General features: G+C 37.7%; 17 protein-coding genes and 3 pseudogenes. 18 read left to right on the top strand and 2 right to left on the bottom strand.

What is annotated here, in order from left to right; translation table 11 throughout:
- Positions 1 to 2: 2 nt before the first annotated feature.
- The 4 genes from PYW32_RS10520 (at position 3) to PYW32_RS10505 (ending at position 3,649) form a co-directional block, all read left to right on the top strand.
- Positions 3 to 1,196: a chloride channel protein gene (locus PYW32_RS10520; RefSeq protein WP_016174333.1), complete on the top strand. Its 1,194-nt coding sequence runs from the start codon at positions 3 to 5 to the stop codon at positions 1,194 to 1,196.
- Between the two features lie 107 nt (positions 1,197 to 1,303).
- Positions 1,304 to 2,338: a bifunctional glycosyltransferase family 2/GtrA family protein gene (locus PYW32_RS10515; protein WP_016174334.1), complete on the top strand. Its 1,035-nt coding sequence runs from the start codon at positions 1,304 to 1,306 to the stop codon at positions 2,336 to 2,338.
- 13 nt (positions 2,339 to 2,351) lie between these two features.
- Positions 2,352 to 3,278, top strand: coding sequence for a phosphodiester glycosidase family protein (locus tag PYW32_RS10510; protein ID WP_016174335.1), 927 nt, complete (start codon positions 2,352 to 2,354; stop codon positions 3,276 to 3,278).
- 11 nt (positions 3,279 to 3,289) lie between these two features.
- Positions 3,290 to 3,649, top strand: a complete 360-nt coding sequence (locus PYW32_RS10505) for a hypothetical protein (RefSeq protein WP_016174336.1) — start codon at positions 3,290 to 3,292, stop codon at positions 3,647 to 3,649.
- Between the two features lie 121 nt (positions 3,650 to 3,770).
- On the opposite strand, the gene PYW32_RS10500 is transcribed toward PYW32_RS10505, so the two are convergent.
- Together PYW32_RS10500 and PYW32_RS10495 are read right to left on the bottom strand one after the other, a co-directional pair.
- Positions 3,771 to 4,064, bottom strand: a complete 294-nt coding sequence (locus PYW32_RS10500; RefSeq protein WP_016174337.1) for a GIY-YIG nuclease family protein — start codon at positions 4,062 to 4,064, stop codon at positions 3,771 to 3,773.
- Entirely contained in the window at positions 4,054 to 4,791 is a 738-nt protein-coding gene (locus tag PYW32_RS10495) for a tRNA1(Val) (adenine(37)-N6)-methyltransferase (protein WP_016174338.1), read from the bottom strand. The genes PYW32_RS10500 and PYW32_RS10495 overlap by 11 nt, the downstream gene beginning before the upstream one ends.
- Positions 4,792 to 5,018: 227 nt before the next feature.
- Here PYW32_RS10495 and licT point away from each other — a divergent pair.
- The 14 genes and pseudogenes from licT to pepF all read left to right on the top strand — a co-directional run bounded on the left by licT (position 5,019) and on the right by pepF (position 24,158).
- Positions 5,019 to 5,858, top strand: a pseudogene (gene licT / locus PYW32_RS10490) (BglG family transcription antiterminator LicT).
- Positions 5,859 to 6,000: 142 nt separating this feature from the next.
- Positions 6,001 to 7,872, top strand: a complete 1,872-nt coding sequence (locus PYW32_RS10485) for a beta-glucoside-specific PTS transporter subunit IIABC (protein ID WP_016174341.1) — start codon at positions 6,001 to 6,003, stop codon at positions 7,870 to 7,872.
- An 86-nt stretch (positions 7,873 to 7,958) separates the two neighbouring features.
- Positions 7,959 to 8,273 carry a histidine phosphatase family protein gene (locus tag PYW32_RS10480; RefSeq protein WP_016174342.1) on the top strand — a complete coding sequence of 105 codons (315 nt, stop codon included), beginning with the start codon at positions 7,959 to 7,961 and terminating at the stop codon, positions 8,271 to 8,273.
- A gap of 66 nt (positions 8,274 to 8,339) precedes the next feature.
- Positions 8,340 to 8,960: a lysophospholipid acyltransferase family protein gene (locus PYW32_RS10475; RefSeq protein WP_016174343.1), complete on the top strand. Its 621-nt coding sequence runs from the start codon at positions 8,340 to 8,342 to the stop codon at positions 8,958 to 8,960.
- A gap of 103 nt (positions 8,961 to 9,063) precedes the next feature.
- On the top strand, positions 9,064 to 10,188 hold the full coding sequence (locus PYW32_RS10470; RefSeq protein ID WP_016174344.1) for an exonuclease SbcCD subunit D: 1,125 nt from the start codon (positions 9,064 to 9,066) through the stop codon (positions 10,186 to 10,188).
- A 1-nt stretch (position 10,189) separates the two neighbouring features.
- Positions 10,190 to 11,758: pseudogene (locus tag PYW32_RS13425) on the top strand (AAA family ATPase); the annotation flags it as partial.
- 975 nt (positions 11,759 to 12,733) lie between these two features.
- Positions 12,734 to 13,279: pseudogene (locus PYW32_RS13420) on the top strand (SbcC/MukB-like Walker B domain-containing protein); the annotation flags it as partial.
- 18 nt (positions 13,280 to 13,297) lie between these two features.
- Complete coding sequence (locus PYW32_RS10460; RefSeq protein ID WP_016174346.1) at positions 13,298 to 16,465, top strand: DEAD/DEAH box helicase; 3,168 nt, start codon at positions 13,298 to 13,300, stop codon at positions 16,463 to 16,465.
- A gap of 96 nt (positions 16,466 to 16,561) precedes the next feature.
- Complete coding sequence (locus PYW32_RS10455; RefSeq protein ID WP_016174347.1) at positions 16,562 to 17,260, top strand: TIGR00266 family protein; 699 nt, start codon at positions 16,562 to 16,564, stop codon at positions 17,258 to 17,260.
- A gap of 332 nt (positions 17,261 to 17,592) precedes the next feature.
- Complete coding sequence (locus PYW32_RS10450; RefSeq protein WP_016174348.1) at positions 17,593 to 19,308, top strand: ABC transporter ATP-binding protein; 1,716 nt, start codon at positions 17,593 to 17,595, stop codon at positions 19,306 to 19,308.
- A gap of 611 nt (positions 19,309 to 19,919) precedes the next feature.
- Positions 19,920 to 20,318, top strand: a complete 399-nt coding sequence (spxA, locus tag PYW32_RS10445; RefSeq protein ID WP_016174349.1) for a transcriptional regulator SpxA — start codon at positions 19,920 to 19,922, stop codon at positions 20,316 to 20,318.
- Between the two features lie 153 nt (positions 20,319 to 20,471).
- Positions 20,472 to 21,185, top strand: a complete 714-nt coding sequence (locus PYW32_RS10440) for an adaptor protein MecA (RefSeq protein ID WP_016174350.1) — start codon at positions 20,472 to 20,474, stop codon at positions 21,183 to 21,185.
- Between the two features lie 121 nt (positions 21,186 to 21,306).
- On the top strand, positions 21,307 to 22,278 hold the full coding sequence (locus PYW32_RS10435; protein ID WP_016174351.1) for a competence protein CoiA: 972 nt from the start codon (positions 21,307 to 21,309) through the stop codon (positions 22,276 to 22,278).
- A gap of 62 nt (positions 22,279 to 22,340) precedes the next feature.
- The gene (pepF, locus tag PYW32_RS10430) at positions 22,341 to 24,158 is read left to right on the top strand and encodes an oligoendopeptidase F (protein WP_016174352.1); all 1,818 of its coding nucleotides are present in this window, start codon (positions 22,341 to 22,343) and stop codon (positions 24,156 to 24,158) included.
- Positions 24,159 to 24,189 lie beyond the last annotated feature (31 nt).

Below are 24,189 nucleotides of genomic sequence, written 5' to 3'. Positions count from 1 at the left end.
CGATGGAAATTACTGGCAAAAAACAAGAAGTAGCAATTATTAGTGTATTAAGTATTTTTATTGGTTTAATTGTTGGTGCTGTAGATACGTTGTTTGGCAGAGTATTGATTGCTCTAACAGAATTTCGTGAGGCGCATTTTTTGTATTTGATTCCCTTTTTAGCGCCGGTAGGTATGTTATTTGTTTATCTCTTTTTGAATTATGGGAAAAATAGTTCGCAAGGCATGGGGTTGATTTTTCGCGTGGGACATAATGAAGAAGCTATGATTCCTAAGCGCTTAACGCCATTTGTCATTCTCGGTACCTGGTTGACGCATTTGTTTGGTGGAAGTGCAGGACGAGAAGGTGTCGCCGTTCAAGTCGGTGCTACGGTCTCACATTGGGTTGGAAAAATCGTCAAAGGGGTCGATGCTAGTCAATTTATTGTCATCGGCATGGCGGCAGGGTTTGCGGGGCTATTTCAAACGCCTGTTGCGGCTAGTTTTTTTGCGATGGAAGTTTTAGTAATTGGGAAATTACGTTACGATGCGTTATTGCCAACCTTAATTGCTGCTTTTGTCGCAAGTAATACGTCGGCTTCTTTAGGTTTAGAAAAATTTTCTGTAGCATTGGATATTCCCGTCACCTTTGATGTCTGGTTTGCCTTAAAATTGGTAGTGCTAGGAATGGCATTTGGTTTGGCTGGTTGGGCATTTTCAGGCAGTTTAAAATGGGCAAAAAATGCTCTAGCAACATATATCCCTAATGCCGTTCGCCGTATTGGTATCGTGGGTGTCGCCTTAAGTATTTTATTGATGCTTTTCTTCCAAGGACGTTATTCAGGTTTGGGTACAAACTTAATCAGTTTTAGTTTTAATGGAGGAACGATTGAAATGTATGATTGGGCCTTGAAATTACTATTCACGGTCATTACGGTGAGTGCTGGTTTTCAAGGAGGCGAAGTGACCCCACTTTTTGCAATTGGGGCATCGTTGGGAGTTATTTTAGCTCCTGTTTTGGGGATACCGGTTGTCTTAGCAGCTGCCTTAGGTTATGCAAGTGTTTTTGGCAGCGCAACAAATACCTTGCTGGCACCCATGTTAATTGGGGGCGAAGTATTTGGTTTTAATTATTTGCCTTATTTCTTAATTGTTTGTGGGATTGCTTTTATCTGTAATGGCAATCGAAGCATTTATGGGAATCAAAAAATAGGTTAAAATGAAGGTCTTTTGAATTTATTTCAAAAGGCCTTTTTATTTTAAGGTGAGTTTAAGGTAACTCCGTATAATCAAAGGTATCACAACCTTGAATGGAGGAGTTACTGATGAACGAAACGGTATTATTAATTCCAAGTTATCAACCGAATGAAGAAACACTCGCCTTTCTTAAAGTTTTGACAAATGCTATCACTGTTCCAATCGTCGTTGTGGATGATGGTAGCGGCGAACATTCACGCAGCCTTTTTGAAGAAATGGAAACATACGGTATCACCGTTTTATCTTATGCAGAAAATAAAGGCAAAGGCTATGCTCTCAAACAAGGGATGCGTTATATTGTGGCGCATTATCCAGAAGCTAGTTGGCTTGTGACCGCCGATAGCGATGGACAGCATACATTACCAGATATTCAACAAATGATTGCGACCTATCTACCCATTTCCGGTGAACTATTGTTAGGTGTCCGTCAATTTTATTTTCAACAAACACCGTTACGTAGTTGGCTAGGCAATCGACTGACCACGCTGATTTATTATGTATCAACAGGTCTTTGGTTGTCAGATACACAAACTGGACTACGTAAATTTGCTTGTCACGATGTCCCCGAACTACTCGAAATTTCTGGGGATCGCTTTGAGTACGAGATGAATCAATTGTTGGTATTACCTACTAAAGGGTACCATTTTTCAACATTGCCGATTACGACCGTATATGAAGAAAAGAATCAAGGTTCCCATTTCCAACTGATTCGAGATTCATATTTGGTGTATCGACCACTGCTGACCTTCTTAGTTGCGTCACTGTCGTCTTCGTTGATTGATGTAACACTTTTCTTTCTATTGAGTTTAGTCTTAGGTGAATCTTCCGGTGCATTGTTATTTGCGACGACCTTGGCGCGAGTCTTATCGGGTTTGTATAACTATCAAATGAATCGAACAATGGTCTTTCACTCGCAAACAAGCATACGCCACTCTTTTTGGAAATATGGCGTCTTATTTATAGCGCAACTATTGCTTAGTTGGTTAGGTGTATCTTGGTTTGCGCGTCTGTTACCATCGGTTTTGATTAGCAAAATAATCGTTGATAGTTGTTTATTTGTAGCTAGTTTTATCATTCAACGTCGAATGGTTTTTGCCAATTAAAGGAGGAGAGAAGATGCGTCGATGGATCAAGAAAAAAATAGTATGGTTGAGTGTTTTTATTTCTCTATTACTCAGTGCTGATAGTTATGTATTATTAAAGGCCTTTGTGTTGCCACAGGCAGAAGCTGTGATTGCGACGAATCAAGTGGCTAGCGACACAACAACGGTTGAATCAAGCAATACAACCGAAACCACTAGCTCAGAACCAGTAATTACAGCTACTAGTTATACAGATGAAAATATCCAGATTGCCATTGATGAGCAAGTGGTGAATGATACGACAGTTTATGTGGTAGATATTCAGGTTTCTGATGCAAGTTATTTAAAGACAGCCTTGGCACAAAATACTTATGGTCGCAATATTAAAGAAGCGACATCCACCATTGCAAAAGACAATCAAGCGATTTTAGCCATTAATGGTGATTTTTATGGATTTAGAAGTAGTGGTTATGTGATTCGTAATGGGAATTTGTACCGACAATCAGGTGAAGAAGGTCAAGAAGATTTAGTCATTGATGAAAATGGCGATTTCTCGATTGTTGATGAATATGATGTTTCTGCCCAAGAATTATTAGATAGTGGCGTACAACAAGTCTTATCTTTTGGCCCTACGTTAGTTGAAAATGGTGAGATTGTCGTAGATACTTCAGCAGAAGTCGGACAATCGATGAGCAGTAATCCACGAACTGCTATTGGTCAAGTTGCTGAAAATCATTATGTGATGGTCGTTTCTGATGGACGAACCGATGAAAGTGTAGGCTTGAGTTTGTATCAATTGGCCGAAGTTTTACAACAAGCAGGAGCAAAGACGGCATATAACTTAGATGGTGGCGGTTCAAGTACGTTATATTTCAATGGCAACGTGATAAATACGCCAGTGGGTGGACAAGGCAGTTCGGAACGTTCAGTTAGTGACATTGTCTATTTTGGGTATGAATAGGAGGAAAGTAAATGATACCAAAAACAGTGATTCGATATGTTGTAAGTAGTGTTTTCTTGTTTATTTTTCAAGTAATCTATCATCAATTTAGTCATGGCGTCAGTTCCCCTGAACTACGTTATGTCTGGTTGGTGCCGATTGTAGGCTTGATTATTTGGTGGATTGTCGCAACAGTAAAATATGTGAAGTTGCCTTTTTTATACCATGCGGGCATTATTATCCTCATTAATGGGCTGATTTTACAAGGCATTTTGGCTATTGCTGGAAGTGATTCACCTTATTTGTTGTTTTATTTCATTGTTAGCTTTTTATGTATCCTTGTTGGATTTCTATCAGTGTTCACTAAAAAATCAGAAAGAGGGAATGTCTAATGTTATTTGTCACTTTATTTATCAGCGGTTTGTTTTGGATGTTGTTACCCAAAAGAACCGTGAAAGCTAAAATTAAGCGCTAGATTTTTATAAAAATAACCATCCGAACGAGATTCTCTCTCTAGTTCGGATGGTTGCTTGATAAGACCGAGTGCAGCTGATTGGTTTGCAGATACTTTTCTTTTTGTTTGCGGGAAAGTTTTTTGAAGGCAGCTTCAGCTTTGGTTGCTGCACTACGTGTTTCAAAGACTTCGGCATGAATCATTTGCAGGGGGCGACGGCTGGCTAAGCGAGTGTATTTGGCACCCGTACCAGTGTTGTGTTCTGCTAAACGCCGGGTTAAATCAGTGGTGTATCCCCCGTAAAATGTGTGGTCTTTGCATTCTAATACGTAAAAATAATGATTATTCGCCATACAACATCTTCCTTGTTTCAGGATTATAATTGCCCTCTTGGTCATACGTGATGAGGGGAGGCGAGACTTTAAATCCATCTAATTTGCCGTCTTTAATCCCTTCAATTAAGAGAATATTGGCTTCTTTGCCAGCTTTGGGATACACAAATTGAATTCGTTTGGGCGCAATACGATGCCGACGCATGCTCTCGATAATATCTAAGAAACGATCGGGGCGATGAACCATCGCGATTCGTCCATTTGTCTTCAATAATTTACTGGAAGTATGAATCACTTCATCCAAATTGGTATGAATTTCATGACGAGCAATCGCCAAATGAGGATTTGGGTTTTTAATGCCAGTTTCGCTGGTTTTAAAATACGGTGGATTACATAACAACAAATCAACGGAATCGCCTTTAATTTTTGTCAATGAATCTTTTAAATCCATAGTGTAGACAGTCATTTGCTCATCCAAATGATTTAATTGAATGCTACGTTTTGCCATATCGGCTAATTTTTCTTGTAATTCGACTTGGTAAATAGGTGCCTTGGTTTTGCGACTGACAAATAACCCGACAGCACCATTGCCGGCACATAAATCGACTATTTTTCCTCGTTTAGGAATGGCAGGGAAATTCGCTAACATGACCGCATCTAGTGAAAAAGAAAAGACATTGGTACTTTGAATAATTTGAATATCGTCTGCGTACAATTGATCAATTCGTTCGCCTTCGTTTAAATACATGTGTGTGACTCCTTTAAAAAGAATAGATGAATTTATTATACGCTACTTTATGGAATAAAAAAATATATTGAAAAGGGTTGCATTTGTATTTGTAATTCTCTGAATCTTATGGTAATATCATTTTTGTGATACGGATTGTTACTGCACAGCAGGCAAAACCAGAACGAACCAAACGTTAGTTATTAGGGGGATTCTAGGTTTTTTTTGTTGCATAAAGAGAGGTCGCCATGATTATTAATAAAATTTTGAATAATAATGTTGTTCTTTCTAGCAATGATGCTGGAGAAGAAATTATTTTAATGGGTCGCGGATTAGCTTTTAAGAAAAAAGTGGGCGATGAACTTGACCCAGCATTTGTTCAAAAAGAATTTGTGTTAAAAAATTCTTTCACTGGACGACAAATGCAACAATTGTTCTCTGATATTCCGAGTGACGAAATCGATACGGTCAAGAAAATCGTTGACATGATTGAAGAGGACTTAAATGTAGAGCTTTCTACTAATATCTACATTACTTTAACAGACCATATCCATTATGCACTAGTGCGCGCCAAAGAAGGCATTGAAATGCCGAATCCTCTTTTACTGGAAACGCAAAAATTTTATCCAAAAGAATTTGCGGCTGCGCAACGAGCATTACTATTCATCGAAAAAGATTTAGGTGTCACATTACCCGAGACTGAAGCGGGCTTTATTGCTTTTCATATTGTCAATAGTAGTCAAGGAAATGACAACATGCAGACAACCATGCAAATGACCGAAATTGTCCGCGATATTTTATAGATTATTAGTCGTTATTTTGGTAAAACATTGGATACACAAACGTTGAATTATCAACGGATTGTGACGCATTTACAATATTTTGCCCAACGGTATCTAACAGATGAGTTGTCAGATGAACAAGATGAATTTTTGTTTGCCTTAGTGCAATCGAAATACCCAAAATCTTTTCAAACGGTTCAACGCATCAATGAGTATTTAATCAAGACTTATGGGAAACCATTGGGTCAATCAGAAATGATTTATCTGACGATTCATATTGAACGAGTTGTTTTAGATAAAAAATGACATTCAATCATCATAGGATTGTTACTGACAAACAGGCAAAACCTAGATTGAAAATAGAGCAGGAAAGAAGTCGCTACTTTTTTCGTACTCTTTTTTCAGTCTAGGTTTTTTTTGCATAAAAAAATAAAAAGGAGCGAAAAAAATGAGTAAAAATAGTGAAATTGCTGCACGCGTCCTAGATGCCGTGGGCGGTAAAGAAAATGTAAAAAGTGTTGTTCATTGTGCGACACGTCTACGTTTTGTATTAAACGATGAAGGAAAAGCGGATACTGCGCGCTTGCAACAAGACAATGATGTCATTCAAGTTGTTCAAAGTGGTGGACAGTATCAAGTGGTTATTGGGAGTCACGTGAGCGATGTGTATCAAGAATTAACTGCGATGGCTAATTTTGGTGGCGGTGACGCTGCATCTAATGAGAAAAAAGGAAACATTTTTAATCAATTTGTCGATATTATTTCTTCTATCTTTACACCATTCTTAGGTGCAATGGCAGGTGCAGGGGTCTTAAAAGGATTCTTGACATTAGCAGTTACATTAAATTGGATTGCCCCTGAATCTGGTGTTTACGTTATCTTATTCTCAATTGCAGACGGTTTGTTTACGTACTTACCAGTGTTGCTAGCATTCACGGCAGCCAATAAATTTAAAACTAGTCCGTTTTTAGCGGTGTCATTAGCAATGGCGTTGGTTCATCCGTCTATTACAGCTTTGGCAGGTGCTGGTGAAAGTATTTCATTCTTTGGCATTCCAGTTATTTTAGGTTTAAGTGGTTATACATCATCAGTTATTCCAATTATCTTGGCAGTGTATATTCAAAGTCATGTGGAACGTTTCTTCAAGAAAATTGTTCCTAGTTTCTTGCAAATTATTGCAGTACCGTTATTAGTTTTCCTAATTATGGCGCCTTTGACATTTGTTGTCGTTGGTCCATTAGGTACGATTATCGGTGACTGGTTAGGTTCTGCTTATAATGGGATTTATAACTTTAGTCCAATTGTTGCTGGTGCTGTGATGGGTGGTTTATGGCAAATATTTGTAATGTTCGGGATGCATTGGGGCTTTGTACCAATCATCATGTTAAACTTAGGTCAAGTTGGTTACGATACAATGGTACCAATGTTGTTACCTGCTGTTTTAGCCCAAGGTGGTGCAGCATTAGCTGTTTTCTTCCTTACAAAGAGTGTGAAACTAAAAGGATTGGCGATTTCTTCTACAATTACTGCTATTTTCGGTATTACTGAACCAACTGTGTATGGGGTGACGTTACCATTGAAAAAACCATTTATCGCAGCATGTATTTCAGGTGCGATTGGTGGGGCATTTATTGGCTTTAGCAATGTTGCAAATTATACTTTTGGTTTAGTAAGTGTCTTGAGTTTGCCAGGATTTATTCCACAAGATACCAAAGATATGTCAGGTATGATTGCTGCTGCTATTGGTATGGGTGGAGCGTTCATTTTAGCATTTATCCTAACATATATCCTTCGTTTTGATGATCCAGTAGAAGAAACGGCTATTGTGAAACCAGAAGCACCAATTGCAACCAAAACGAAAGAACGTATGGTATTAGTTAGTCCTTTAGAAGGAAAAGTTGTTCCATTAGCTGAAGTTCCAGATCAAGTATTTGCTTCAGGTGCATTAGGTAAAGGTGTAGCAGTTGAACCAAGTGTAGGTAAATTATTTGCGCCAGCAGATGGAACGATTACAACATTATTCCCGACAGGTCATGCGGTCGGTTTAACAACAACAGACGGTGCAGAAATTTTAATGCATATTGGTATGGATACAGTTAGTCTGGATGGCGAAGGATTTGAAGCTGCCATTAAACAAGGCGATACGGTTAAAAAAGGTGATTTATTGGTTTCATTTGATATTGAAAAAATCAAAGCGGCTGGTTTACCAGTGATTACACCAGTTGTTGTAACGAATACGAACGAATATTTAGATGTGTTAGATATGGAACAAACAGATGTGTTACCAGGTGAAGATTTCTTAACAATCGTTCCCAATTAAACAATAAAATAATTTCAGGCAACAATTGTCTGAAATTATTTTTTTAAACATAATGTAAAACGCTTACTTCAAAGGGGGAGTATAGGATGAAAAAATGGTTGTTTGGTTTTGTTTTAGGTGTTGTTGGTTTGGGGTTAATGGGATGGCCGGCTGAAAGTAGCAAAGAAGTCGTTGATCGTCTAGTGGCGGGTGCCGATGAGATTATTAAAGAGGCACAAAAGAATGGGGACACAGATATTCTTGTGGTCTTTCATGGAAATAGCATTATAAAATTATTGTATGCATTAGATTCTACATCTAATCCAACGATGATTGAAAATGCTAGTATTTCAAAAGTTGTATATAAGGATAGAAAATATACGGTGGCATCAGTAAATGACACTTCTTACATCAAAGAGTAGAAAAAACTTGTCAACGACGCTTTTTTTCTGCATACTACATTTATCGAGTATGAAAGGAACGAGCGTATGTTTTTTACATTTATGCGTGGCATTGTACGCGTCATTTTATTTGTCGTAAATGGGAATGCTCGCTATGAGCAAAGAGAGTTACTACCCAAAGATGAGAATTATATTTTAGTTGCACCACACCGAACATGGTGGGACCCGTTGTATCTAGCGGTTGCAGCACGTCCGAAAAAATTTGCTTTTATGGCAAAAGAAGAATTATTTAAAAATCCAATTTTACGTTTCATTTTGGTGAAAGCCAATGCTTTTCCAGTAAAACGTGATAAACCAGGACCAAGTGCCATAAAAACACCGGTCAAAATTTTAAAAGATACGGATTTAAGCTTAATCATGTTTCCAAGTGGCACGAGACATTCCACTGCTTTAAAAGGTGGGATGGCGGTGATTGCGAAAATGGCCAAAGTCCGTGTGGTTCCTTCTGTGTATCAAGGACCATTGACGCTAAAAGATTTGTTTAAACGCAAACGTGTCACTGTTCGCTTTGGTGAACCGATTGATTTAAGTGACATTAAAAAGATGAATGACGAAGGTTTAGCTGAAGTGGAACGCCGTATTCAAGGGGCATTTGACCAATTAGATCAAGAAGTGAATCCAGAGTTTCATTATAATCCCGAAAAATAATTCATGAGGTATCTTAGCTTTTGCTAAGATGCCTTTTTTCTTTAGAGACAAAGGACAGAAAGTGTTATAATAATGAGAAGAACATTTTTAAGAGGTGAAGGATGTGCGATTTTTACATACAGCCGATTGGCATATTGGCAAAAAACTCCATGGCTATGATTTATTAGCAGATCAAAAAGATAGCATTGAAAAAATCATTCATCTGGCACAAACAGAAGCGGTTGATGCTATCGTGATTGCCGGCGATTTGTACGATCGCTCTGTGCCAAGTGTCGAAGCGGTGGAAATGCTCAATCAAAAATTAATTGAAATCAATTTGGAAAAGGCCTTGCCGATTCTCGCTATTTCCGGTAACCATGATTCTAGTGGACGTTTAGCGACAGGCACACCGTGGTTTAAACAAACAAATTTTCATTTACACACACAGTTAAAAGAAGCGTTTGTTCCGATTGAAATGGCGGACACGCAGTTTTTCCTTTTACCTTATTTTGAACCCATCGCGGCACGGTTGTATTTTGAAGATGAGACCTTAACAACAATTCAAGCTGCCATGAAACGGGTGATTGCGGAGATGGTTTCGTTATTTGATGAGACGAAAAAACAAGTCTTAGTGACACACTTTTTCATTGCAGGTGGCCTACGAACTGATTCTGAAACGCCGATAGAAGTCGGAGGATTAAACAGTGTACCAGCAGATTTATTAGACGTGTTTGATTATGTCGCTTTAGGACATTTGCATTCGAAAAATGCGTTGAAAAAAGGCAAAGCACGTTATAGCGGGTCGCCGTTAAAATTTTCATTATCCGAAATCAATGATGAAAAAGGTGTTTGGATTATTGATACAGAGCAGATGCAACCTGTTTTTCATCCATTGACACCTTTACGTGAGATGGAAAAACTAGAGGCATCCTTTGAGAAATTACGCCAACCAACATTTTATCAAACGTTAAATCGCGAAACGTTTTGGCAAATTGTGTTAACGGATCGTGCAGTGATTCCCAATATGATGAATCAATTACGTGAAGTATACCCCTATATTTTAAGTGTGGAGCGGTTGAATGGACGAGAAGCATCACAACCACAGCAAGAACGACCGCGTGAACAGAATCCGCAACAAGTCGTGTCGACGTTTTTTGAAGAAATTACTGGCGAAACACTCACAGAGAAGCAATTCGCTTGGTTATCAGAAGGATTACAATCTGCGTTAGATACAGAAAAGAGGGACTAAGATGCAGCCGAGAACATTAACAATGAAAAATTTTGGCCCGTTTATCCATGAATCAGTGGATTTTGGCGATTTTCAAGAGGCAGGTCTTTTTTTAATTAGTGGAAAAACGGGTGCAGGAAAAACGACAATTTTCGATGGTATGACGTTTGCCTTATTTGGTGAAACGTCAGGACAGTTGCGTTCTGGCAAAGAAATGCGTTCGATGTTTGCGACGCCAGAAGAAGAAACAGCAGTGACTTTTCGTTTTGAACATCAAGGATTTTTTTATGAAATTGAACGTTCTCCAGAACAAGAAGTCAAGAAAAAGCGCGGCGAAGGAACAAAAAAACAAACCGCAAAAGTTCGTCTAACCATTTATAACGGCCAAATGGAAGAGCAAAAGCAATACACCAAGCGAACAGAAGTGGACCAGTTCATCAAAGATTTGTTGAATGTGGATGCGAAACAATTTTTCCAAATCATTTTATTACCGCAAGGAGAATTCCGTAACTTTCTAATTGCACCGAGTAGTGAGAAAGAAAAACTGTTACGCAATTTATTTGGTACTGAGTTGTATCAACGCTTAAATGAATGGTTCCGTCAAAAACAAAAAGATATGGATCAGTCGTTAAGCAACAAACAACAACAAATGGATGCTTTATTGCCACGGTTTCAATGGGTCGCAGAAAAGCCGTTTGTGTCGGTTCAAGAAACATTGCTTGCTTGGCAAGCAGACCTTGAGCAACTAAAGGAACAACACTTCCAATTAACGACAATGTTTGATAAAGCAAAAGAACAGAAAAAGCAAACAGAAACAGCTTTATATAAAGGCAAAGAACAATTGACCTTATGTACAGAACAAGCAGAACTAACGGAAAAGTACACCACTTTGTGTGCGCAAGAATCAGAAATGCAAACCATACAACAAACTGTCAAACGTTTGTCTTGGGTGGAAAAGAATCTGCATGTATTGACGCATTTGGACGATTGTCGTAAGGAACACCGGGCAATTGATGAAGTATTACAAGAGTTAACAGCTTCCCTGCATGAAAACAAAGTAGCACTCGCAAATTGGGAAGCAGAAAAACCAGCGATGAATCAGTTGCAAGAGCAAATAGCTGAGCAAGAAAAAAAGAGTCAGCAAATGGAACATTTAGTGCCTATCGCACAAAAAGTCCAAGAATTACAAAAAACGGAAGCAGACTACCAAGTGACTTTAAATCAATTGCAAGCGAAAGTGACGGACTATCAAGCACAACAAGCGATATTTGAAGCTGCCCGTGATACAACGATTGCTAGTCAAAAAGAAAACCTGCAAGTCAAAGAATTACAATATGTGCAATTAACCGCACAAGTGGAACGATGGCAAGAAGGACAAGCGCAATTGGCAACAATTCAACAACAAATTCAGGCAAATGAAACAGAGTTAGCGATGAGTCATCAGACTTTAGCTGAATTGGTAACCACCATTGATACGCTAGGTAAGGAATGTCAACAACGGCAAAGCGATTATGCGAAATTACAAATTGCTCGTCTGCAGTTATTATTGGTCGACGGTGAACCATGTCCAGTTTGTGGTGCGACGGAACATAGCCATGACGTGCTACCAGTTTCAGAAGAGGACATTGTGTTGCGGGAACGTCTTTTTGAAGAAGTAACGCAACAATTACGCGCAAAAGAAGACGAGCAACAACAGGTACGTTACCAACAACAAACCTTGCAAGCAACACAAAATGACTTACTGAAACAACAAACACAACTTGTCAGTCAAGGCACGACGCTTCGTCAAGAGATGGAAAATCTTTTAGATGAACCAATTGCGCAACCAACCGACTACTTACAGGCATTTACCACAACGCTAGCCCAGCAAAAAGATCAGTTGACGCAAAAAATAAACGAACAGGAAAAACTGGAAGCAGACTTGCAACAAGTGCTAACAGCGTATCAAACAGTTCAACAAGAATACCAAGAAATGGAACGACTCGTACAACCTATTACATTAGAAATAAAAACATTACAAAAGCAATTAGAGAATCGGACCTATGAAGACTTGTTAAATGAACAGACCGACTTACAACAACAAGTCAGTCAGCATCAAAAACGGCTCACTGAGTTTCAACATCTGGGAGAGGAACTTAATCGGACATTCATTAGTCTCAATGAACGCCAGCAGCAACAAACACAACAACTACAGGCCGTGATTGCGAAAGAACAAGAACAAGCGACCAACTTACAGCAAGCGTTACAGGTGAGTGACTTTGCGTCTGAAGAAGAAATGCGTAGCGCCAGTCAAGAAATCGATTCGTTACCAAGTTTGCAAGAACAGGTGACTACATACAACCAAGAACGAACGGTCATCGAGCGAAGACTGCAAGATTTGGCGCAATTGATTGTTGAACCAGTGCCTAATATTACTCAGTTGCAAGCGCAATATGACCTCGCAGAAGAACAGGTGACCGATTTGCAAAAACAAGTGATTCAGCAAGCAGAAGTCATTCAAAGCAATCGTCAATTGTTGGAGGAGCTAGAGAATTTAGCACAACAATCGTCAGCGCAATTAACTGAAATGATGCAACTTCAACAGCTATCACAGACGTTAAATGGGGATAATCCTGAAAAAATGAGTATTGAACGATATGTGTTACAATCATTCTTAGCAGAGATATTAGCGGTTGCAAATCAACGACTCAATAAATTAACACGAGGTCGTTATCAATTTTTATTAGCAGATAAAAAAGGCAGCTACCGCAGTTCAACCGGTTTAGAAATTAATATTTATGATGATAATGCCGGGATGAGTCGGCGTGCGCACACGTTATCTGGTGGCGAAAGTTTTATTGCCGCACTTGCATTAGCTTTATCGTTAGCTGATGTCATTCAAAATCGTGCAGGTGGCATTGCGATCGAAGCACTCTTTATTGATGAAGGTTTTGGATCATTAGATGAAGAATCATTAGAGATGGCGATGGAAGCCTTAGAAATCATTGAAAATGAAGGACGGATGATTGGAATTATCAGTCACGTCCGAGAATTAAAAGACCGTATCCAGCAGCAATTAATTGTCCAAACAAATGGTAGCGGTCAAAGCCATATTAAGAGTCAAGTGGTGTAGTGGGGAGGAATAAATGATATGAAATGGAGTATTCCAGAAAAAATCATCGAAAAAGCAAGAACCTATCTTAATGATGGGCGGGTGTTATCGGTAACTCCTGATCCAGAAAATCAAGTATGGCATGCAGAAGTCTTGGGGAGTGAATTGTATCGTATCGATTTAGATACAAGCGCCAAAGAAGAAGATTATTGTCAATGTCCTTATTGGGAAGAACATCATTATTGTAAGCATACGGTGGCAGTGGAACTTTATCTACGTAAAGAAGGCAAGACGCGCATGATTCCTAAAAGTGAGGTTCAAAAAGTGGACGCTTTTTCACCATCGGTCATGTTTTCGAATGGCTTTCATCGTTTAGCCAATGAACCGGAAAGAAAAGCTACGCCGCTGGTTATTGAATGTCAATTAGATAGTCTACCGACAAATCCTTATCGTTATGAATTAGATGTGTTAGGGATTTCGTTAAAAGTCGGTGAACGTCATGGCCGTAGTTATGTGGTCAAAAATATTTATAAATTTTTACAAGTGTACGATGAAGAGAAATTATATGTTGCCAACAAACAAAATAATTTTTCACTGGCTCATCAAGCATTTGATGAAACAACCAATGCTTTATTAACCCGTCTGTCTCATTTGGCCCAAACGCAACAATTAATGGGCCAAACAGGAATTCAAGTGAAAGGCAAATTGGATAAAAAATATTTGCTATTACCTGTTGAATCCGCACAAGAAATCATTGAACAAATGACACAATTTCCATTTTTATTGCAAACAGAGCACGAAAAACGCCGTGGGTTGCAGTTTACCAATCAAAAGCAGCCCTTACGTTTTTCATTAGCTAGAGTAGAAGAGCACTTTGAATTACGCATCGAAAAAGATTTCGATCTAGTCTACAAATATTATGGCTGGGGAATTGTGGACGAGACAGTCTATGCATTAAGTGTCAAAGACTTCGATATTTATTTGACGATGGAACAACTCTTAAAACGATTGGAAGAACCAGTGATTGCGTATCCGAAGCATGAGTTGTCGATTCTCTTTAAACAAGTCTTGCCATTTTTACGCAAAATTGGTGAGGTACAAATTTCTGAAGAAGTGTACAACTATATTAGTGATGAGAAGTTGCAAGTGATTTTCTATTTGAAAAAACGTCAAGGCAATATTGATATGCGTGCCGATTATGTATATGGCGACGTGATTTATTCCACCGATGAAGCACATCAAGTCATCCCAGAAAATCACGCGGAAGTTCTACGTGACTACAAACAAGAACAACGGATTGAATTATTGGCGAAAAGTTTAGATTTTGAACGGACCCAAACTGGTTGGCAAAAACCATTACCTGAAGGCGAGGCGCTGTATCATTTCTTTACACGCGAGCTGTCTTTTCTACGTCAATTAGGAGAGATTCGTATGGGGAAAAAATTACGAGAACGTTATTTAGACGGCCGTAAGTTCCAACCAACGATTGAAGTACGAGAAGCAGGTTCTTGGTTAGATGTTAGTTTTGATATTTCAGGCATTGCGCAAAATGAGATTGATGAAGTCTTACAAAGTTTATTGCGCAACGATCAATTTTATACGATGGAAAACGGGCAAGTCTTGTCGTTGGATTCAGAAGATTTCCAAGAAACGAGTCGTATTTTAGCGCAATTACGTGAAAATATTCAAACAGAAAAAGGTATCGCAAAAATTCCTTTGAATCAAGGGTTGCAGTTGCAACAACAGTTAGCAGATCGCGCCCATTTCAGTGCAGGTTTTGATAAAATGGTTACGGATTTAACGCATCCGGAAGCCTATGATGCGCAGTTGCCACAAAATCTGCAAGCAGAATTACGAGAATACCAAGTCGCAGGTTTTCGTTGGTTAAAAATGTTGAGTCACTATCAATTTGGTGGTATTTTGGCCGATGAAATGGGTCTAGGAAAAACCTTACAAACAATTAGTTATTTGTTATCAGAAAAAGAAGAACACGAAACGATTCAAGTATTGATCGTAGCCCCTGCCAGTCTGACTTATAACTGGCACCAAGAAATCAAAAAATTTGCGCCAACATTACGAGCGATTGTGGTTAGTGGCAACAAAGATGAACGGGAACATATTATGGCAGAACAAGCTGATATTTTGATTACATCTTATGCTAGTTTACGTCAAGACGTTGACACTTACCGTGAACGTGAAATTGGCTATTTAATTTTGGATGAAGCGCAGATGGTGAAAAATAGCAGTACCAAAACAGCCCAAGCGTTGCGTTCGTTAAAAGTTGACCATCGTTTTGCTTTAAGTGGTACGCCGATTGAGAACAATTTGGAAGAATTATGGGCTTTATTCCAAATGATTATGCCGGGCTTTTTCCCAAGTAAACAGCGTTATCGAGAATTATCTACTGAACAAATTGCCGGGATGATTCAACCGTTTATCTTGCGTCGCGACAAGCGAACCGTTCTCAAAGATTTACCGGAAAAAATCGAAACGAATTATTATAGTGCGTTAACGGAAGAACAAAAAACTGTCTATTTAGCTTATTTGCGCCAAATGCGTGAAGAGATTTCTAGTATGGATTCTGCTACCTTCAAGAAAAATCGGATTAGTATTCTAGCCGGTTTAACACGTTTGCGCCAAATTTGTTGCGATCCGAAATTATTTATTGAAGATTATGTCGGTGGTTCTGGTAAGCTTGAGCAAGTAAAAGACTTGATTCAAGCCGCGAAAGAAAACAACCGACGTGTCTTATTGTTCTCTCAATTTACGAGTATGTTATCGATTATTGAAGAAGAATTAAACGAGTTAGGGTTAGAAACCTTCTATCTAAGAGGAAGTACACCACCGAAAGAACGCATTGAAATGGTAGATGCGTTTAATGCTGGTGAAAAAGATGTGTTCTTGATTTCGCTTAAAGCAGGTGGAACAGGGCTCAACTTAACCGGTGCTGATACCGTTATCTTGTATGACTTATGGTGGAATCCAGCTGTGGAAGAACAAGCTGCTGGGCGTGCCCATCGTATTGGTCAAAAACGAGTCGTTGAAGTGTGGCGAATGATTGCTGAAGGAACGATTGAGGAACGCATGAATTCATTGCAACAAGAAAAACGTGAATTGTTCCAACGTGTCATCCAAGGAAATGAAACACAATTACAACAAATGACGGAAGATGATATTCGCTTAATTTTAAGCCTTGGAGAAGAATAAGAACAAGCACCGAGACCGTGTTGTCTGGGTGCTTTTTTCTATCCGTTATCCGTTCCGTGATATAATAAATGTAGTCAAGTAAAAGGAGGAGTTAAAATGAATTTTGAGTTAACAGGTGGGACGGCCTATCCAATGGCAGTCATTCAAATGAATCGGGGCGATGTCATTAATATTGAACGTGGTGCGATGGCCTATTCACGCAATGTTGAAATTAAAGGCCGGATGAATAGTAACAATCGGTCAGGATTAGGCGGTTTAATGTCTGCGATTGGTCGTTCGATTACGTCGGGTGAATCGATGTTTATTACGGAAGCAACTGCCACGGATAATCAAGCAGAATTAGCAGTTGCACCAAGTAATATCGGGAAAATTCAAAAATTAAGTATCGGTTTCGAACAATATCGGTTAAATACTGGTGCTTATCTCGCTTCAGATGCTTCTGTACGGTACAATATGGTTCGCCAAGATGTTGGGAAAGCTATTTTTGCGGGAACTGGTGGATTGTTTGTCATGGAGACATCAGGAAATGGAGATTTGTTAATTTCAAGTTTTGGTGATATTGTCGAATTGACCGTTGAACCGGAACAACCACTAACCGTTGATAATGAACATGTACTGGCATGGTCAGCTGACTTAGATTATCATATTCGCATTGCTTCTGGAATGTTTGGTTTTACCTCCGGCGAAGGCATTGTCAATGAATTTAATGGTAGGGGAACAGTGTACGTTCAAACACGTAATGTCCGCAATTTAGCAGAATCGTTGCAATCTTACTTGCCAACAGGAGGCAAATAATTCAGGATGTTGCAAGGATGAAATGTAGATTCTGCATTATTAGTGATTTTTTATGTTACAGTGGTTTACTGAAATTAAAACAGATGAACTATCTGAAAGCGGTTATTTGACATTTGAATTGCTGGATAAAATTTAAAAAATGCCTCTTAAAAATTTTGGATGAGTCAAAATATTTTGTCGCAAAAAATTGAACAATGATGCTTAGTATAAACGGGTGTTTGGAGAGATTTCATGCTGAAATGTTTCCAAATACTTGTTTTTGTTTAAATTTGGTTTTTTGCTTTTCTGAGTGGGTTTCTCTATAATAAATGCTATGTGAAAGGAGGAATTACATGTTAAAACGATTTTTTAGCTATTACCGACCTTACAAGTCGTTATTTTTATTGGATTTTTGTTGTGCCGTTCTTGCAGGTTTGCTTGAATTAGCTTTTCCAGTTGCTGTGAATCAGGTGATTGATAAAATCATGCCTCAAAATAATTTCCGTTATGTCTTATTGGCGTGTTTAGGGTTATTACTTTTTTATGTGATTAACACGATTTTGCAATATATTGTTGTTTATTATGGACATAAGCTAGGTGTCAATATTGAAACGGATATGCGCCGTGACTTATTTGGGCATTTGCAAAAGCAGTCATTTGAATATTATGACAATCAAAAAACAGGGAAAGTCATTAGTCGTCTAACGACGGATTTATTTGAAATTTCAGAAGTGGCACACCATGGTCCAGAAGATGTGTTCATCACCGTGATGACACTTGTTGGATCATTTATTTTGATGTTACGGATGCACGTAGGCTTAGCAGTTGCTACTTTTGCCTTAATTCCGTTAATTACGATTGCTTTAGTCTTTTTCAATAAGAAAATGACGAAGGTAAACACTGATATTTATGACAATTTAGGGGAATTTAATTCAGGTGTCGAAGCAGCAGTAAGTGGGATTCGTGTCACACAATCTTTTGCGAAAGAAGATTACGAAGCAGCACGGTTCAACAGATTAAGTGAATTATACCGTCGTTCAAAAATTGTGTTTTACAAAGTGATGGGTGTTAGTTCAGCCTATAATTATTTCATGATTCGTTTAATTAATTTATTTGCCTTGATTTTTGGCGCTTATTATACGATTCAAGGAGAATTGACGAATGGACAATTTGTTGGATTTATCTTATTAGCAAACGTATTTGTACGTCCAATTGAAAAAGTCAATATCATGATTGAAAGCTATCCAAAAGGAATTGCTGGTTTCAAACGTTTAACGGAAGAATTGGATAAAGAACCATTGATTAAAGATAAGCCTGGTGCAAAATCAGTCGGCCATTTAACAGGAAATATTTCTTATAAAGATGTTTCTTTTGCCTATGCAGATGATACTAAAGTTTTAAATAATATTTCATTAGATATTCAAGCGGGAGAAACGGTCGCTTTTGTTGGTCAAAGTGGTTCTGGTAAAACGACATTGTGTAATTTATTGCCACGTTTTTATGATGTAACTGGAGGTAAAATTACTATTGACGGCATCGATATTCAAGACATGACTTTAGCATCTTTACGTCATCAAATTGGTACGGTGCAACAAGATGTTTTCTTATTCCCAGGAACGATTCGTGAAAATATCGCATATGGTGATTTAGATGCCACCGAAGAAGACATTTTACGAGCAGTGAAGTTGGCTCATTTAGAAGGTGTGGTTGCACAAATGAGCCACGGATTAGACACACTAATTGGTGAACGCGGAGTTAAATTGTCAGGAGGGCAACGTCAACGCGTGGCAATCGCGCGTATGTTCTTGAAAAATCCACCTATTTTAATTTTAGATGAAGCAACTTCTGCTTTGGATACCGAGACGGAACAAGTCATTCAAGAATCATTGAATTCTTTGGCAGAAGGAAGAACAACTTTAATCATCGCGCATCGTTTAGCAACAATTAAACATGCAACGAGAATTATTGTTATGAGTGAAAATGGCATTCTTGAAGAAGGAACCCATGAGCAATTAATGGCTAAAAATGGGCATTATCGTAAACTTTACGAAGCACAATTTCACAATTAATAACAAAACAGAGGTGCGAAAATTCGTTCAAAGTGACGAATCTTCGCATCTTTTTCATTTTTTTTATTTTTTTCACATTTTCTGAAAAAAATAAAGCAAATACTCATAAAAGTTTTTAACTTAGAAATGAGAATTTATTTTTTATAAAAAAAAACAGTAACACAACTGAACAAAAAATCGCTGGATTGTCAAATAACATTTTATAAATCAATAAAAAAACAAATAAGTCAAATACAAGATGAAATAGTGACGAAGACCTTGTGTCTGTTGTCTTGAAGCTATTTTATTTTTTATAAGAAAGCAGTTGTTTTTGTGAGAAATTAAAAGCTAGTTGTTGTTTAATTTTGTAATCGAATGACAAAATATATAACAGTTTTTAGTGTCTGTTACATAATAATAAAAAAATGAGAAAAAAGACTAAAATTCTTCGAAAATGGAAAAAAGCTTGATAAAAAGCCGATAGTTTCAAGGTTTATTTTTATTAAATAACAATTTTTTTTATTTGCAAACTTGCGAAAAACACTAGTAATTATCAAAAGTGTGCGTTATAATGAAAACAGAAGTGAAACAAATGATTCTTCTGTTTTTAATTTAAAAAGGAGTGATGCACGTTGTTGACACTATATACTTCCCCAAGTTGTACCTCATGCCGAAAAGCTCGTGCTTGGTTACAAGAGCACGAAATTCCTTTCGTTGAGCGAAATATTTTCTCTGAGCCATTGAACATTTCAGAATTAAAATCAATTCTGCAAATGACAGAAGATGGTACCGAAGAAATCATTTCGACTCGTTCAAAGGTGTTCCAAAAGCTAAATATGGATCTTGATGAATTGCCACTTAAAGAATTATTAACTCTTGTCCAAGAAAACCCAGGTTTGTTACGTCGTCCAATTATGATTGATGAAAAAAGATTACAAGTTGGTTTTAACGAAGATGAAATTCGTCGTTTCTTACCACGTGATGTTCGTCAATTAGAATTAAGACAAGCGCAACTAATGGCAGGATTATAAAAGGTAATAAGACAAAAATCGTAAAATGATTTTTGTCTTATTTTTTTGTTTAAGAATGCTTGTCTATTTGGACTTTGTAATGTTTTTCTCTTTACATTTCTAGCCCATCCGTTACAATGGACTTATATGAAGGATAAGTGAGGTGTAGCTAATATGGAAATGGAACATATTAATGAAAACACAATTCGTGTGTTGATCAAAAGCGAAGATTTAGCTGCTAGAGGAATCACTTTTTTAGACTTACTGGGAAATCACAAGGAAATCGAAAATTTCTTTTATAGTATTTTAGAAGAAGTAGACGTGAATGATGAATTCAAAGGAAGCGAAGCAGTTACTTTTCAAGTATTACCAAAAGGCGATGGCTTAGAATTGTTTATCAGCAAAAATGCTTCTCTTGAAAACATGGATCCTTATGAGGTATATGGAGATTATTATTCACCAGAAGAGATCACAGACTGGTTAAAAAATGAAGATCCAGAATCCTATGAAGGATTTTCTCAAGAAGAAATGATGGATTGGTTTAAAAATCAATTACCTGCTAAAAAAGAAAAAGATGAAAAAGAATCCACACCTGTTACTCGTGAGTTGGTATTTGAAATTGGATCATTTGAAGCAATGATTCAACTAGCTACCGAAATAGAATTGGAAGATGTTGTGACCAATCTTTATTTAATGAATAGTATGTATTATTTGGATGTATTTTTCTTAGAAGATACATTAATAGATAAACAGATTGAAAATCACACAGCACTCCTTTCTGAATTTGCTCGTAAAAGTACAGTAACACCTGATTATTTAATCGAACACGGTGAAAAAATCATGGAGATGGATGCAATAGGGATGACAAAACGGTATTTCCTTAATTAATCAAAAACTGGTTGCTAGAAACAGTATTGTTTCTGACAACCAGTTTTTGATTGGAAAATAGACAGACGAGAAAAATTTTTCTCGTCTTTTTTTCGTATCTAGTATCGAAGAGGTGAAATAAATGTTAGTTGCTGAAACGTTGGATGGAAAAAGTGTCATTGCTAGCGAGTTGCAACAATGCGCAACGAAATCTTTTATTTGTCCTAGTTGCAAAGAAGCAGTGATTTTAAAGAAAGGACGTATCAAAATTCCGCATTTCGCCCATACTGCTTATGCCGAATGTACTAGTTTTAGTGAAGGAGAGACTAGTGAACATTTAGCCAGTAAAGCCTTCATGCAGCAATGGAGTGGGGGGCAATTGGAAGCCTACTTACCACAACTTAAACAGCGTCCAGATATTTTGCTGGAATCATTAGCTATTGAAGTCCAGTGCTCGCCATTATCTTTTGAGCGATATCTTGAACGGACACAAAATTACCACCACCATGGGTACCAACCATGGTGGTTACTAGGAGAAAAACTACTACCTCGTCAACGGTGGGGAAAATTGCAAAAGGCTTTTTGTTATTATACAAAAGAAAAAGGGATTCATATTTGGGGCATCAAAGCGCAGCAAAAAGAAATTTGGTTATTGTATGCTGTACGTTGGCATTTTCGGTTAGGTTATTTTTATCGCTTGAAGAAATGGGCTTTTCAAGAACAATCTCTGGAACAAATTCGAGCATTTGTTGCGGCTGAATCCTGTGTTTTTAGCTGGAATGCAGCAGAATATCGCTATTATCTGCAACGGAAATTATTTCAAGATAATCCCCAAATTCATCAATTACAGCAAAAAATCTATGTACTTGGTGGAAATTTACAAACGTTACCTAGTTGGTGTTATCAAGCAAGCTTCTATCATTTTTTCTTTGGAGATTGGCTTTTATTCTTGCGTTATTGTTATATCCAAACCACTAATTTTCGGGAATGGTTACAGCAATTAAAACAATTAGTAATGGATTGGCATTATCCCTGCATTTCTCAAAAGGAAGTTCTACAGTTGATTTATCGCGAATGTCAACAATTAGAGATAACACCTGTATTTTCCAAATAGTTTCCTTGTGGCAGATTAGACAAAATATGATACACTGGTCTTATTTAAGAGGAGGAGAAAGCATGTCAGAAACAAAACAATTACCAACACGTGAAGAAGTCGCAGAAGCGTCAACATGGGATTTAACGAAAATTTTTGTGGATGATGCAGCTTTCGAAGTTGCATTTAAAGAATTACAAGCAGAATTAAAACAAGCATCATCTTACAAAGGAACCTTGAACAAGGGTGGTGCTGCCTTTTTAGCAGCATTAGAATATGTCTTAGATGTCTCACGTAAATTAGAAACATTGTATGTTTACAGTCATTTAAAAAATGATCAAGATACGGCAAATACAACATACCAAGCGCTTTATGCTCGTGCAAGTAGTTTATTAGCACAAACGAGTGAAGCTATCTCTTGGTTAGAACCAGAATTGTTGACACTAAGTGATGAAACAATTTGGAGCTATTTTGACGAAGAACCAAAATTAGAAGGGTATCGTCATTTTGTGAAACAAACGGTAGACAATCGTGCACATGTGTTACCGGCGGAACAAGAAGCATTGCTAGCTGCAGCAGGAGAAATTTTTGGCTCACCAAGCAATACTTTCTCAGTCTTAAATAATGCCGATTTAGTTTTCCCAACCATTGAAGGCGAAGACGGAGAAAAAATTCAATTATCACATGGTATTTATGGTCAATTATTAGAAAGTACTGACCGTCGTGTACGTGAAGAAGCATTTAAAGGTTTATACAGTGTTTACGAGCAATTCCGGAACACCTTTGCTTCTACTTTAAGTGCGAATGTGAAAGCACACAATTACAAAGCAAAAGTACGCAAATTTGCTTCTGCACGTGAAGCGGCATTAAGTAGTAACCATATTCCTGAAAGTGTTTATGATACATTAGTGGATGTAGTGAATCAAAATCTACCATTGTTACATCGTTACATGGAACTGCGCAAACGTTTGTTAAATCTCGATGATTTGCACATGTACGATGTATATACGCCTTTATTAGGTGAAGCACCAATTAGTTATACGTATGACCAAGCGGTAGAAAAAGCGATTCAAGCGCTAGAGCCAATGGGTGAAGAGTATCTAACTGTTGTGAAAGAAGCCTTTAATAATCGTTGGATTGATGTGGTTGAGAATAAAGGAAAACGTAGTGGTGCGTATTCTTCAGGAGCATATGATACCTTGCCATATATTTTAATGAATTGGCATGATACTTTGGATCAATTATTTACGTTGGTTCATGAAATGGGACATAGTGTTCATAGTTACTTTACTCGTAGCAATCAACCTTATGTGTATGGAGATTATTCGATTTTCTTAGCAGAAATTGCTTCAACTACCAATGAAAATATTTTAACTGAACATTTGTTAGAAACTGAAACTGATCCACGTGTTCGCGCATATGTGTTAAATCATTATTTAGATGGTTTTAAAGGAACAGTCTTCCGTCAAACACAATTTGCGGAATTTGAACATTTTATGCATGTTGAAGATGCAAAAGGTACACCATTAACAAGCGAATTTTTAAGTGAAAGTTATGGCGCTTTAAATAAAAAATATTATGGCGAAGCACTAGCTGATGATCCGGAAATTCGTTTAGAATGGTCACGTATTCCTCATTTCTATTACAATTATTATGTTTTCCAATATTCAACAGGATTTTCTGCTGCATCTGCTTTAGCCGGAAAAATTCTTTCAGAAGGACCAGCTGCATTAGAGCGTTACTTAAACTATCTAAAAGCTGGAAATAGCGATTATCCAATCGAAGTCATGAAAAAAGCCGGTGTTGATATGACACAAGCAGACTATATTGAAGACGCGATGAAGATGTTTGAACAACGTTTGAATGAATTAGAAGCATTAGTCGAAGAATTAGAGAACTAAACAAAAGAAGCTTTGAGCGAATGTGTGCTCA

Origin of the sequence: Enterococcus saccharolyticus subsp. saccharolyticus (assembly GCF_029023825.1) — a bacterium.
Taxonomy (GTDB): domain Bacteria; phylum Bacillota; class Bacilli; order Lactobacillales; family Enterococcaceae; genus Enterococcus_F; species Enterococcus_F saccharolyticus.
This window is presented reverse-complemented; position numbering and strand designations above follow the sequence as displayed.